At 40.7% G+C, this 12,942-nt stretch carries 13 protein-coding genes; 6 read left to right on the top strand and 7 right to left on the bottom strand.

All coding sequences use genetic code 11. The features are described 5' to 3' along the window. Positions 1-70 precede the first annotated feature (70 nt). On the top strand, positions 71-1,543 hold the full coding sequence (locus tag ACTJJD_RS05020; protein ID WP_090756397.1) for an aminotransferase class I/II-fold pyridoxal phosphate-dependent enzyme: 1,473 nt from the start codon (positions 71-73) through the stop codon (positions 1,541-1,543). A gap of 44 nt (positions 1,544-1,587) precedes the next feature. On the opposite strand, the gene ACTJJD_RS05015 is transcribed toward ACTJJD_RS05020, so the two are convergent. Further along, positions 1,588-1,707: a GapA-binding peptide SR1P gene (locus ACTJJD_RS05015; RefSeq protein WP_003212464.1), complete on the bottom strand. Its 120-nt coding sequence runs from the start codon at positions 1,705-1,707 to the stop codon at positions 1,588-1,590. 316 nt (positions 1,708-2,023) lie between these two features. Here ACTJJD_RS05015 and ACTJJD_RS05010 point away from each other — a divergent pair, with 316 nt between their 5' ends. Then, positions 2,024-2,404 (top strand): hypothetical protein, encoded by a 381-nt coding sequence (locus ACTJJD_RS05010; RefSeq protein ID WP_223255627.1) that lies wholly within the window; start codon positions 2,024-2,026, stop codon positions 2,402-2,404. 125 nt (positions 2,405-2,529) lie between these two features. On the opposite strand, the gene lpdA is transcribed toward ACTJJD_RS05010, so the two are convergent. From lpdA to ACTJJD_RS04985, 5 genes are all read right to left on the bottom strand, one after another. Next, entirely contained in the window at positions 2,530-3,942 is a 1,413-nt protein-coding gene (gene lpdA / locus ACTJJD_RS05005) for a dihydrolipoyl dehydrogenase (RefSeq protein WP_003211097.1), read from the bottom strand. A 4-nt stretch (positions 3,943-3,946) separates the two neighbouring features. Then, on the bottom strand, positions 3,947-5,290 hold the full coding sequence (locus ACTJJD_RS05000; RefSeq protein ID WP_008345100.1) for a dihydrolipoamide acetyltransferase family protein: 1,344 nt from the start codon (positions 5,288-5,290) through the stop codon (positions 3,947-3,949). 108 nt (positions 5,291-5,398) lie between these two features. Next, positions 5,399-6,376, bottom strand: coding sequence for a pyruvate dehydrogenase complex E1 component subunit beta (gene pdhB, locus ACTJJD_RS04995; RefSeq protein ID WP_007498597.1), 978 nt, complete (start codon positions 6,374-6,376; stop codon positions 5,399-5,401). 3 nt (positions 6,377-6,379) lie between these two features. Further along, entirely contained in the window at positions 6,380-7,495 is a 1,116-nt protein-coding gene (gene pdhA, locus ACTJJD_RS04990) for a pyruvate dehydrogenase (acetyl-transferring) E1 component subunit alpha (protein WP_007498599.1), read from the bottom strand. Positions 7,496-8,062: 567 nt separating this feature from the next. After that, complete coding sequence (locus tag ACTJJD_RS04985; protein ID WP_440599987.1) at positions 8,063-8,731, bottom strand: YkyA family protein; 669 nt, start codon at positions 8,729-8,731, stop codon at positions 8,063-8,065. A gap of 235 nt (positions 8,732-8,966) precedes the next feature. Here ACTJJD_RS04985 and ACTJJD_RS04980 point away from each other — a divergent pair, with 235 nt between their 5' ends. Together ACTJJD_RS04980 and def are read left to right on the top strand one after the other, a co-directional pair. Beyond that, entirely contained in the window at positions 8,967-9,146 is a 180-nt protein-coding gene (locus tag ACTJJD_RS04980) for a YjcZ family sporulation protein (protein WP_026050085.1), read from the top strand. Between the two features lie 112 nt (positions 9,147-9,258). Next, complete coding sequence (gene def / locus ACTJJD_RS04975; protein ID WP_008345111.1) at positions 9,259-9,816, top strand: peptide deformylase; 558 nt, start codon at positions 9,259-9,261, stop codon at positions 9,814-9,816. Between the two features lie 38 nt (positions 9,817-9,854). Here the strand turns inward: def and ACTJJD_RS04970 are convergent, their stop codons facing one another. Next, on the bottom strand, positions 9,855-10,634 hold the full coding sequence (locus ACTJJD_RS04970) for a Cof-type HAD-IIB family hydrolase (RefSeq protein WP_098680855.1): 780 nt from the start codon (positions 10,632-10,634) through the stop codon (positions 9,855-9,857). A 394-nt stretch (positions 10,635-11,028) separates the two neighbouring features. Here ACTJJD_RS04970 and ACTJJD_RS04965 point away from each other — a divergent pair, with 394 nt between their 5' ends. Next, positions 11,029-11,238: a DNA-dependent RNA polymerase subunit epsilon gene (locus tag ACTJJD_RS04965; protein ID WP_008345114.1), complete on the top strand. Its 210-nt coding sequence runs from the start codon at positions 11,029-11,031 to the stop codon at positions 11,236-11,238. Positions 11,239-11,243: 5 nt separating this feature from the next. Beyond that, positions 11,244-12,911: a ribonuclease J1 gene (gene rnjA / locus ACTJJD_RS04960; RefSeq protein WP_008345116.1), complete on the top strand. Its 1,668-nt coding sequence runs from the start codon at positions 11,244-11,246 to the stop codon at positions 12,909-12,911. The last annotated feature ends 31 nt before the right edge of the window (positions 12,912-12,942 follow it).

Genomic DNA, 12,942 nt, shown 5'->3' with positions numbered 1-12,942 from the left:
GTTTTATGCAATGAAATCTGCTGTTATTGGGATAATAATAGCAGGTATTTCGATGAAGGTGGGAAAGCAATTGTCACAACATGATACACCCTTATACACTGGACTAAAAAAACACGCTTCAACCAATCCAGTCCAATTTCACATTCCAGGCCATAAAAAAGGAGCCGGAATGGATCCTGAATTTAGAGCATTCATTGGAGATAATGCATTAAGCATTGACCTTATTAATATAGAACCTCTTGATGATTTACATTCGCCTCGAGGAATGATCAAAGAAGCACAGGAGCTTGCAGCAGAAGCATTTGGTGCAGACCATACGTTTTTCTCTATACAAGGAACAAGCGGTGCGATCATGACAATGGTGATGACCGTCTGTGGCCCTGGAGACAAAATTATTGTTCCACGTAATGTCCATAAGTCGATTATGTCTGCGATTGTATTTTCTGGTGCAGTACCTGTTTTTATTCACCCGGAAATTGACAAAGAGCTTGGCATCTCTCATGGCATCACGCCAGAGTCAGCTAAAAAAGCGCTGACTAAACATCCAGATGCGAAAGGGCTGCTTGTGATTAACCCAACGTATTTTGGCATTTCAGCTGATTTAAAAACCATTGTAGAGATTGCTCATTCATATGACGTACCTGTTCTTGTAGATGAGGCACATGGTGTGCACATTCATTTTCACGATGAGCTTCCATTGTCTGCGATGCAGGCGGGAGCTGATATGGCAGCAACAAGTGTGCATAAACTTGGTGGCTCTCTCACCCAAAGCTCGATTTTAAATATAAAAGAAGGGCTTGTTTCAAAGGATCGAGTACAATCTATTTTAAGCATGCTGACAACTACGTCTACTTCTTATTTGCTTTTAGCCTCCCTGGATGTCGCTAGAAAGCGATTAGCGACTGAAGGAAAGGCACTTGCAGATGAAGCCATTCGATTAGCTGAATCAGCAAGAACTCGTTTAAACGAAATTGAAGGTATTACTTGTATTGGTCAAGAAATTCTCGGTTCACCTTCTACTTACGATTATGACCCAACAAAATTAATCATCTCCATTAAAGACCTTGGACTGAATGGCCATGATGTGGAGAAATGGCTGAGAGAAAGCTACCGAATTGAAGTAGAGCTCTCTGACCTATACAACATTTTATGTATCGTGACGCCTGGCGATTGTGATGAGACGATTGATACGCTTGTAACGGCTATGAAGGAAATTGCGGCCACCTCTGCACGTCAAGGCGGCAAACAAGCCGTGACAGAAGTGTTACTGCCTGAGATCCCTTCGCTTGCGATGACGCCGCGTGACGCTTTTTACGCAACAACGGAAGTCATTCCATTTAAAGAAGCGGCAGGCCGGATCATTGCAGAATTTGTCATGGTTTATCCGCCTGGTATTCCTATTTTTATACCAGGAGAAATCATCACAGAAGAAAATATCTCCTATATCTTTAAAAATATCGAAATCGGTCTTCCTGTTCAAGGACCTGAAGATTCCACACTAGATATGATTCGTGTCATTAAAGAACAAAAAGCCATTTTATAAAAAAAGAAACATGCAGCCCCAATTGGAGCTGCATGCTTTTTTATTTATTCAGAGGCTTCATCACAGCAATGACAGTGACCACATGTTCCATAAAGTGTTGTCACTTTTTCATTTTCAAATTGATCAATGGTTTCATTGCAATCTTGACAAATAATTGTACCCACGTACATTCCCCTTTTCTTTACTCAAAGTTTGAAAGCGTTTAATCTATTTCATATCTCTATAATATGATGTCACATTTAAGTTGTCAACGGTTAATTGTATGACACATTTAATCATTTTTTATAAAAATATGCTTTTTTCTCATCATATTGAGGAAACGTTTCAAATGTATTTTGCTTCATATCAATTCTGTAACAATTGAGTAACAATCGAAAATTGTCAAAAAGGACGTGATACACTAGAGTGACTAACAGGGAACTGGCTCCTAAAAATGTTGGTACAACCCCAAAGGATTTTGAGGTGAATAGATTGAATTTTATGAGGACCCTTCTCATTATATTCCCTATGCTCTTTGTACTTAGTTCATGCTCATTTGCGTATATCATACCGAATCAGACAGACCAGGTCAGTCATATTCAAAAGCCAAGAATTCTCTTTTTTACTGATGCAGAAAATCTTGATAAAGAAAGTCCTTATTATGACGCAGTGCTCGATTTAAAAAATGAATATCCGAAGGAAATGTCCAAGATGATTGTCAAAGAAGATCGTAAAGGCTGGAAAAATGAAGTAGACGAACTGCCGGCTATTTTACTTGTCAATAATGAAAAAGTCATTGTGAAGGTGGAAGGTAATGTCCGAAGTAAAGAGGATATCTTATCACCCATATGCCAAGCATTAGATCGAGTGAATACAAATTAACGGTTCGACTTTGCACTTATATATCCATATGAAAAAAGCCCTCATCTCATGAGGGTTTTTCTTTTTCAGCGACGTTTCACATACATAAAAAACCCCTCTCCGTGTGGAGAGGGGTTAAACGTTCATTATTTTACGATATGGATTGGGCTTCCGATTGCTACTTCAGCCGTTTCCATTGTGATTTCACCTAAAGTTGGGTGAGCGTGAATTGTCATTGCGATATCTTCAGCCGTCACACCAGCTTCAATTGCAAGGCTAAGCTCTGAAATCATATCAGAAGCACCAACACCTGCGATTTGTGCACCGATCACAAGACCATCCTCTTTACGAGTGATCATCTTCATGAAGCCATCAGTTGCATCAAGAGAAAGTGCACGTCCGTTTGCTGCGAATGGGAATTTCGCTGCAACGATGTCGATTCCTTCTTCTTTTGCTTCTGCTTCAGTGTATCCAACAGTTGCAAGTTCTGGCTCAGAGAATACAACAGCAGGAATACCAAGGTAATCAATTTCAGCTGGCTCTCCAGCGATTGCTTCAGCAGCAATTTTACCTTCGTAAGAAGCTTTGTGTGCAAGTGGTGGTCCATCAACGATGTCACCAATTGCATAGATGTTTGAAACGCTTGTACGGCATTGTTTGTCAGTTTTGACAACTCCGCGGTCTGTCAATTCAACACCAACTTGCTCAAGACCAAGCTCATCTGTGTTTGGACGACGACCAACAGTCACAAGTACGTAGTCAGCATCGACAGTTTTTTCTTCACCTTTTACTTCGAAAGTAACAGTGACACCGTCAGATTTTTCTTCAACGCCTTTTGCAAGAGCGTTTGTATGAATTTCAACGTTTCCTTTTTTCTTCAGATTACGTTTCACTAATGAGCTCATTTGCTTTTCAAAACCTGGAAGGATTTCGTCTCCACCTTCAAGGATGACAACTTCTGTTCCAAAGTTCGCATAAGCAGTACCAAGCTCAGTACCGATGTATCCACCACCGATGACAACTAACTTTTTAGGTACTTCTTTAAGCGCTAAAGCACCAGTTGAGTTAATCACGCGGTCTGTGTATTTAAATGTAGGCAATTCGATTGGACGAGATCCAGTTGCAAGAATTGCATTTTTAAATGTATAAGTCTGCGCTGAATTTTCATCCATGACACGTACAGAGTTGCTGTCTACGAAATAAGCTTCACCTTTGACGATGTCTACTTTATTTCCTTTTAGAAGACCTTGAACTCCACCTGTTAATTTGTTGACAACAGAAGCTTTCCACTCTTGAACTTTTGTGAAATCAACTGTTACGTTTTCAGCTTTGATACCCATGTCTTCAGAATGCTTTGCATTCTCGAAACGATGTCCAGCATTGATCAATGCTTTTGAAGGGATACAGCCGACGTTTAGACATACGCCGCCAAGTGTTCCTTTTTCAACGATTGTTACTTTTTGTCCTAGCTGTGCAGCACGAATAGCAGCTACATATCCACCAGGACCTGCACCGATGACAAGAGTATCTGTTTCGATTGGGAAATCTCCTACTACCATGAATTTACGCCTCCATTAAAATTAATTGTGGATCATTCAATAAACGCTTGATGTGGTTAAGGGCATTTTGCGCAGTAGCTCCATCAATCATACGGTGGTCAAAGCTTAGGGAAAGAGCTAAGACTGGAGCTGCAACGATTTCGCCATCACGAACAACCGCTTTTTCAGCGATACGGCCAATACCAAGGATCGCTACTTCTGGGTGGTTGATGACTGGAGTAAACCATTGTCCACCAGCAGAACCGATGTTTGTGATTGTGCAAGATGCACCCTTCATTTCAGCTGGAGCCAATTTACCATCACGTGCTTTTGTTGCAAGCTCGTTGATTTCGTTAGATACTTCGAAAATCGCTTTGCGATCTGCATTTTTCACAACTGGAACAAGCAAGCCTTTTTCAGTATCTGCTGCAATTCCGATGTTGTAGTAATGCTTTTGAACAACTTCATCTGTTTTATCATCGATAGAAGTGTTAAGTACTGGGTACTTTTTCAAAGCAGAAGTTAGAGCTTTTACAACGTAAGGCAAGTAAGTTAACTTGATTCCTTGATCAGCTGCAACTTGTTTGAATTGTTTACGATGTGCAACAAGGTTTGTTACATCAACTTCATCCATTAATGTTACGTGAGGAGCTGTGTGCTTAGAGTTCACCATTGCTTTCGCGATCGCTTTGCGGATTCCGCTCATTTTCTCGCGAGTTTCTGGGAATTCTCCTTCTAGAACTGGAGCTGCTGCCGCTTTTGGAGCCGCTTCTTCTTTCGCACTTTCAGCTGCTTGAGGTGCTGCTTCTTGAGTTGCTGCAGAACCGCCATTAAGGAAGCTGTCGATATCTTCTTTTAGCACGCGGCCATTTTTACCAGTACCTGCAACTTTGTAAATTTCAACGCCTTTTTCACGCGCATATTTACGTACAGATGGCATAGCAATAACGCGTTTGTTAGGATCAGCATCTACTTGCTCTTGTGCGCCAGCACCAGTTGCTGCTGCCGCTTCTTCTTGAGCAACTTCTTTCTTTTCAGGCTCGTTACCAGCTTCAGCAGTACCTTGTACTTGAGCTTCAGTTTTCGCTTCGCCTTCTTCTTCACTGCCTTTAAATTGAAGATTTTCGTAACCAGGTGCATCAAACGTAATGATTGTTTGTCCTACAGTTGCAACTGTTCCCTCTTCAACTTTTAATTCTAATACTTTTCCTTTAACAGGTGAAGGAATTTCTACAACTGCTTTATCATTTTGTACCTCTGCTAAAACGTCATCTTCATTGATTTCGTCGTTTGGTTTTACAAACCACTTAACGATCTCACCTTCGTGGATACCTTCTCCGATGTCCGGAAGTTTAAATTCAAATGCCACTGTTTTTCGCCTCCTAGATTATGTTAAACCCTTGTTCTGTCAACATTACACGGTCATGTAATTGATAAAGGGGAAGAGAAATAAATTCTTTTCCCCTCTGTCATTTAATTAAAATTCAAGAACTTTCTTAGCTGTTTCAAGCACGTCTTTATGGTTTGGAAGCCATACGCTCTCAGCTTGAGAGAAAGCAAATACAGTATCAGGTGCAGCTACACGAAGTACTGGTGCTTCTAGGCTAAGAATTGCTCTATCATTGATTTCAGCTACTACGTTTGCTGCAATACCAGCTTGTTTTTGTGCTTCTTGAACAACGATCGCACGGCCTGTTTTTTCAACAGAAGCGATGATTGTTTCAATATCAAGCGGGCTCACTGTACGAAGGTCAACGACCTCAGCAGAAACGCCTTCTTTTTCAAGTTCTTCAGCAGCTTTAAGTGATTCGTGAACCATTGCACCGTAAGTGATGATTGAAAGGTCAGAACCTTCACGTTTCACGTCAGCTTTACCGATTTCAATTGTGTACTCTTCTTCAGGAACTTCCTGACGGAAAGAACGATAAAGTTTCATATGCTCAAGGAATACAACCGGATCGTTGTCACGGATTGCAGAAATTAATAGTCCTTTTGCATCGTAAGGTGTTGAAGGAATAACAACCTTGATACCAGGCTGTTGTGCAATAAGACCTTCTAAGCTATCAGCGTGAAGCTCAGGTGTGTGAACTCCTCCGCCAAATGGAGAACGGATTGTCACTGGAGAATGCCAGCGTCCACCAGAACGGTAACGCATACGAGCCATTTGTCCAGAAACAGAATCTAATACTTCGTAAACGAATCCGAAGAATTGAATTTCCATTACTGGGCGGAATTCTTGTAGTCCAAGGCCAATTGCAAGACCGCCAATACCAGATTCAGCAAGTGGAGTATCGAATACACGATCCTCACCAAACTCTTTTTGCAATCCTTCAGTCGCACGGAATACGCCGCCGTTTTTACCAACGTCTTCTCCGAAAACAAGAACGTTTTCGTCATTTTTCAGTTCTGTGCGTAACGCATCAGTGATCGCTTGAATCAATGTCATTTGCGCCATGGCTTACTTCGACTCCTTCTGTTTGTAGATTTCAAGCTGTTCAACCAAGTTAAATGGTTTCACATCGTACATGTTTTCAATCAAATCAGTGACTTTCTGCTTAGGCTGTTCGTCAGCTTCTTTGATTGCTTGTTTGATTTGTTCTTTTGCATCTTCGATGACTTTATTCTCTTCTTCTTCAGACCAAAGGCCTTTGTTTTCCAAGAATTTGCGGTAGCGTACCAATGGATCTTTTTGCTCCCACTCATTTTCATCTTCTTTTGTACGATATCTTGTTGGATCGTCACCAGCCATTGTATGTGGGCCGTAACGGAATGTAAGAGTTTCAATTAATGTTGGACCTTCACCATTTACAGCACGCTCACGAGCTTCAGCAGTCGCTGCATATACAGCTAATGCATCCATACCGTCAACTTGTACGCCTACGATACCAGCTGCAGCTGCTTTTTGTGCAATCGTTTGTGCAGCAGATTGCTTTTCAACAGGTGTAGAGATCGCATATCTGTTGTTTTGGACAACAAAAATCGCTGGCGCTTTGTAAGCCCCTGCAAAGTTAATACCTTCGTAGAAATCACCTTGTGAAGCTCCACCATCACCAGTGTAAGTGATTGCAACAGCATTTTTACCGCGCTTTTTCAAACCAAGAGCTACACCAGCAGCTTGAATGATTTGTGCACCGATAATGATTTGCGGAGAAAGTGCATTCACATCTTCAGGCATTTGGTTTCCAACAAAGTGTCCACGAGAGAACAAGAATGCTTTTGTTAGTGGAAGACCATGCCAGATTAATTGTGGTACATCACGATATCCTGGAAGAATGAAATCTTCTTTCTCAAGTGCAAAGTGAGTTGCAAGCTGAGAAGCTTCTTGTCCAGCTGTTGGCGCATAGAAGCCAAGACGTCCTTGACGGTTCAATGAAATTGAACGTTGATCTAATACACGTGTAAACACCATACGGCGCATTAATTCTTTTAATTGGTCATCTGAAAGATCTGGCATTGCCGCTTCGTTTACGACTTCGCCTTTTTCGTTTAAAATTTGGAACGTTTCAAACTGCTTTTTGATGGCATCGAATTGCTTTTTGCTATCAACAATTGCTTTTTTTGTTTTTGCAGCCATTCTAAAGTCACCTCTTCCTTTCTTTTAACAGTCAATTTGTCGTGAATCCATTTATACATACAGATATAGGATAACCCAAAATGCTCATATGACTCCTGTATATAATAGCCACAAAGATCATTGTCGAAACATTGGATGATCGCTTGCTTTTGAGTTTTTCTAACTGTATTAACGATAGTTCACAAAAAACTAATACAACTTCTGTTAACAAGGAATAGTTTACAACAAGAAAAATAGTCCGTCAATTGATTTAACGGCTTTATTTAAATAAATGTATTCGCTTTACTTTTTATGGTGACCTGTATCAATCTGTTTAATCAACAGCACAAACTGTACTAGTATAGAGTGGATCACTGTACTACAATAGCACATGTTTGTTTTTGTCGAAAAATAAAAAAAGAGCTATTTCCAACTCTTTTGAACGTGATGGACAAAGGGCCAAAATGGACTTCATTTTAACCCTTTCTCTTCTTTTCAGTTTGACATCTTGGAAAAACGAGTAACGACACGCAGGCACTTTGTGAGTAGCAGCGATAAACAGAGCTAGCAAATATGCAAGTACTGTTTTTAGCTATTTTGCGATTCTTTCTGAGCTGTTTTGTATAAAGCTTGTTTATATTCGTTCAATTGATCTGTATATTGATTGAACTTCTTACTTTCTTTTCTCACTTTACTATAGGAACGATTGACTGTTTTCAGTTTGGATTTCAGTTCGGCGTATCCTAAGTCTTTTCTTTTTAAGGATTCATACAAGTGCTTGTCTTGTTTCAGCGCCTTTTGATACTCACGGTAAAGCTGATCATACGATGCATATCTTTTTTCAATTGATTTGACTGTTTGTTCTGCTTTGTCTTTTACTTCTTCATCTTTTATCTGTCCAGCGAATTCCTTTACAGATTGAAATTCTTTTTTCGATTGATCCATGCTGTCTTTTTCTGTCTTTAAATGTTCTTCACGCTTTTCTGCCGATGCTAATGCTTGATCAGACAAGCTTGAGACTGTTTTTGTGTGGTCTTTTGTTGTTTGAATCATTTTTTTATACAACTGCTGCTCTTTTTTCTCATAGCTTTGCAGTGTACCTTGTTCTTTTTCAAAGGATGCTTCTTTTTCGCTCATTTTTGTCATGGCATCTTGCATCTCATAAAGCGGATTTTGACCTCCGCAGCCCGCAAGCAAGAGGGTACATATCCCCGCTAAAGCTGCACCTGCTTTTATTCTTCTTTTCATCTGTTTCAATTACAAGGTCCCCCTTTACATCTCCACATACCACTATAATTTTTCAGGGCGGTTGTGACAAGGAAAGAGGTTGGTTTTTTGAGGGGAAAGAAGATTTTTTTCATGCTCTAGGCTCATGACTATACAAATAGTGCATTCATACATAGTTTATATTACACGCTTCGCCTTCACTTATGAGAGGCCGAGTGTATTTCCAAAGGAGGTCAAAAGTATGTCTAATTATAGTCATGGAAGTATGTATGGTGGATACGGCGGTTACGGTTATGGATACGGCGGCGGTTGTTGCTATCCAAGTTATGGTGGTGGATACGGTTGCGGTTACGGTGGTGGACGTACATTCGCTTTAATCGTCGTCCTATTCATTCTATTGATCATTGTTGGCGCAGCATTCTTAGGCGGCGGTGGCTGCTGCTAATGGCTGAATAAGCCTCTGACCGGTCTCATACGACCGGTCTTCTTTATTTCATTGCATATGTCGTGTATCATTTTATATACTTTACATACAAAGGAAATAGGAGTGAAGTTTTGTGATTACCATGGATGATATCGTACGAGACGGGCATCCCGTCTTAAGACAAACAGCTGAAGCGGTCGAACTCCCGCCAACAGAAGAAGAAAAACAGCAATTAGCTGACATGATTGAATTTGTCAAAAACAGTCAGGATGCAGACATTGCTGAAAAATATGAACTTAGACCCGGTGTTGGCCTAGCAGCTCCGCAAATCAATATCAGTAAACGAATGATCGCTGTTCACTGTGAAGACGAGGGCGGAGAACTTTACAGCTATGCATTATTCAATCCACGCATTGTTAGCCATTCAGTCAAAAGAGCTTATTTAGCTACTGGAGAAGGCTGTTTATCTGTTGATGAAGCCATCCCTGGATTCGTCCCGCGCTATGAAAAAATCAGGGTGAAAGGTACAACGCTTGAAGGTGAAGACATTGATATTCGCCTCAAAGGGTTTCCGGCCATCGTTTTTCAGCATGAAATTGACCACTTAAATGGCATTATGTTTTATGATCATATTCAAAAAGATCATCCATTCGCCGAGCCAGACAACGCGGTTGCGATCGGCAGATCATAAAATAAAAACAAGACCCGTCCATCAGCGGGTCTTGTTTTTTATTCTTCAATAAGGCCTAATTCAGTCACAGCGTGGAATATGCCATCCTCATCTACAGGTTTGGTGACAAAGTCAGCTAATGTTTTTAATTCATTGACTGCATTCCCCATTGCAACGCCTGTTCCAACAAACGAAATCATTTCTCGATCGTTCAGCCCGTCACCGAAGGCAATTGTGTCCTTTTGATCGTACGGAAGTCTTTCAATGACTCGTTTAATTCCTTCAGCCTTTGATCCACCTTTTGGCAGGACATCAGTAGACAGCTCATGCCACCTGACGAGATCAATTTCTTCACGGAACGCTTCATATAGATGTTCCTCTTCTGCTTTACAAAATAGCAGCATTTGATAAATGACGTTTTCTTTAAAGAATGACAAATCATGCTCGGGATGCTCTGTTTTTAAAGTGCCAATCCCTTCATGGATAAATGGATGGTTCGGCACAGACGCCTTCATCGTCTTCTCTCCCATGAAAACAAGCGGATGATCATGTTGATCCGCTGTTTCATAAATTTTATCCATCAGCTCTTGCTTAAGCGGATTGCCATAAATGACTTCTCCTTCGTACATGACATACTGACCGTTATAAGCAATAAATGAGTCAAGCCCTATTTCTTCTAAAATAGGCTGGATAAGAAAAGGCGAACGGCCAGATGCAATGAAGAGATGATGCCCTTTTTCTTTTAATAAACGAACAGCTCGCTTCGTTGATTCAGGTATTTTTTTATCATGGTCATATAAAGTACCGTCGATATCAAAGAAGATGACTTTTTTATTCATATCTCGTCTCCTGTCTCTTGTTATGTATACCCTCTCCCCTTCATCATACAGAAAGATCTTCACTGACGAAACCACTTCCTCTTAAAACGCCCATTTCCCACATATAACCATGTAACATTAAGTGGAAACATCATATAATACAAGTATATAGAGAGAACGGAACAAATGGCTGAATGAGACTCATACCGAAAGGAGGCGATCCGCGATGCTTCGTCGTCTGCGCAAGAAAATTCGAAGACAATGGAAGGACATGCTTCGTAAAAAATCGATTGCTTAAAAGGATCTTCCGCACATTTGCTGAAGGTCCTTTTTTCTCTGAGACTTTTCTTATGCGCGTTTTTTTAATATAATAGAATAAGCGAGTGTAACATACGGTATTTAAGGAGAGATTTGGATGATATATAAGGTATTTTTTCAGGCAAGTACGACTGAGGTACCTGTGAGAGAACACACAGATTCACTATACGTTGAAGCGGTTTCTGAAAGAGACGTACGCGATAAGTTGAAAAAACATAACTACAATATTGAATTCATTCAGCCTGTAGACGGTGCTTTTTTAGACTATGAACGAGAAAGTGAAAATTTTAAAGTATTGGAGCTATGAGAGGAATGAAATTTGTAAAAAACGATCAGGCGGCAGTTTTTGCGCTCGGCGGATTAGGCGAGATCGGTAAAAACACGTATGGCGTTCAATTTCAAGATGAAATCATTTTGATTGATGCTGGTATTAAGTTCCCTGAAGATGAACTTCTTGGAATTGATTACGTCATCCCTGACTATACGTATTTAGTTAAAAACGAAGATAAAATCAAAGGTCTTTTTATTACTCATGGACATGAAGACCACATCGGCGGTATCCCTTACCTTCTCAAGCAAGTGAACATTCCAGTTTACGGAGGCAAACTCGCAATCGGCCTACTTCGTAACAAATTGGAAGAGCATGGTCTATTAAGACAGACCAAACTTCACATCTTTGAAGAAGAGGATACGATCAAATTTAGAAAAACAGCTGTGTCTTTCTTTAGAACGACGCACAGTATCCCAGATTCTTATGGAATTGTCGTGAAGACACCTCCTGGTAACATCGTACATACAGGCGATTTCAAGTTTGACTTTACTCCTGTTGGCGAGCCTGCCAATTTAACGAAAATGGCTGAGATCGGGAAAGAAGGCGTTCTTTGTCTTCTATCTGACAGTACAAATAGTGAAATTCCAGAATTTACGATGTCCGAAAGACGTGTAGGTGAAAGCATTGATGACATCTTCAGAAAAGTAGATGGACGTATTATCTTTGCTACATTTGCATCTAACATTCACAGACTTCAGCAAGTGATCGAGTCAGCTGTTGCCAACGGCCGAAAAGTCGCTGTGTTTGGGCGTAGCATGGAGTCTGCCATTGATATTGGACAAGAGCTCGGATATATCAAATGTCCAAAAAACACGTTCATTGAACACAATGAAATCAACCGCCTTCCAGCAAACAAAGTAACCATTCTTTGTACTGGTAGTCAGGGCGAACCGATGGCCGCTCTTTCTCGTATTGCCAACGGTACGCACCGCCAGATTTCAATTAACCCTGGAGACACTGTTGTCTTCTCGTCTTCACCGATCCCAGGTAACAATATTAGCGTAAGCCGTACTATTAACCAGCTGTATCGTGCTGGTGCTGAAGTCATTCATGGCTCACTTAATAATATTCATACCTCTGGACACGGCGGGCAGGAAGAACAAAAGCTGATGCTCCGTTTAATTAAACCTAAATTCTTCATGCCGATCCACGGTGAGTACCGCATGCAAAAAACGCATATTAAACTTGCGAATGATTGCGGAATTCCTGAGGAAAACTGCTTTATCATGGATAACGGTGAAGTTCTTGCTCTGAAAGGTGACGAAGCAAGTGTCGCTGGCAAAATTCCATCAGGCAACGTGTATATCGACGGTAGCGGTATTGGTGATATCGGCAACATCGTGTTAAGAGACCGCCGCATTCTTTCAGAAGAAGGTCTTGTCATTGTTGTTGTCAGCATGGATATGAAAGAATTCAAAATTTCTGCAGGTCCTGATTTAATCTCAAGAGGTTTTGTCTACATGAGAGAATCTGGAGACCTCATTAATGACGCGCAAGATCTCATTTCAAAGCATCTTGAAAAAGTAATGGAACGTAAGACGACTCAATGGTCAGAAATTAAGAACGAGATTACTGACACTCTTGCTCCTTTCCTTTATGAAAAAACAAGACGCCGCCCAATGATCTTACCGATTATTATGGAAGTGTAATGACGTACAGGGAGACACAGCCAATTGGCTG

The organism is Bacillus sp. 22446 (genome assembly GCF_052044955.1).
Lineage (GTDB): Bacteria > Bacillota > Bacilli > Bacillales > Bacillaceae > Bacillus > Bacillus altitudinis.
The sequence above is the reverse complement of the archived record's forward strand: the minus strand, read 5'-3'. Positions and strand labels throughout refer to the sequence as shown.

Bases quoted from the DNA above. Each gene is read 5' to 3' on its own strand.
- ACTJJD_RS05010 (WP_223255627.1), top strand. From the start codon at position 2,024: ATGAGGACCCTTCTCATTATATTCCCTATGCTCTTTGTACTTAGTTCA.
- lpdA (WP_003211097.1), bottom strand. From the start codon at position 3,942: ATGGTAGTAGGAGATTTCCCAATCGAAACAGATACTCTTGTCATCGGT.
- pdhB (WP_007498597.1), bottom strand. From the start codon at position 6,376: ATGGCGCAAATGACATTGATTCAAGCGATCACTGATGCGTTACGCACA.
- pdhA (WP_007498599.1), bottom strand. From the start codon at position 7,495: ATGGCTGCAAAAACAAAAAAAGCAATTGTTGATAGCAAAAAGCAATTC.
- ACTJJD_RS04980 (WP_026050085.1), top strand. From the start codon at position 8,967: ATGTATGGTGGATACGGCGGTTACGGTTATGGATACGGCGGCGGTTGT.
- ACTJJD_RS04970 (WP_098680855.1), bottom strand. From the start codon at position 10,634: ATGAATAAAAAAGTCATCTTCTTTGATATCGACGGTACTTTATATGAC.
- ACTJJD_RS04965 (WP_008345114.1), top strand. From the start codon at position 11,029: ATGATATATAAGGTATTTTTTCAGGCAAGTACGACTGAGGTACCTGTG.
- rnjA (WP_008345116.1), top strand. From the start codon at position 11,244: ATGAAATTTGTAAAAAACGATCAGGCGGCAGTTTTTGCGCTCGGCGGA.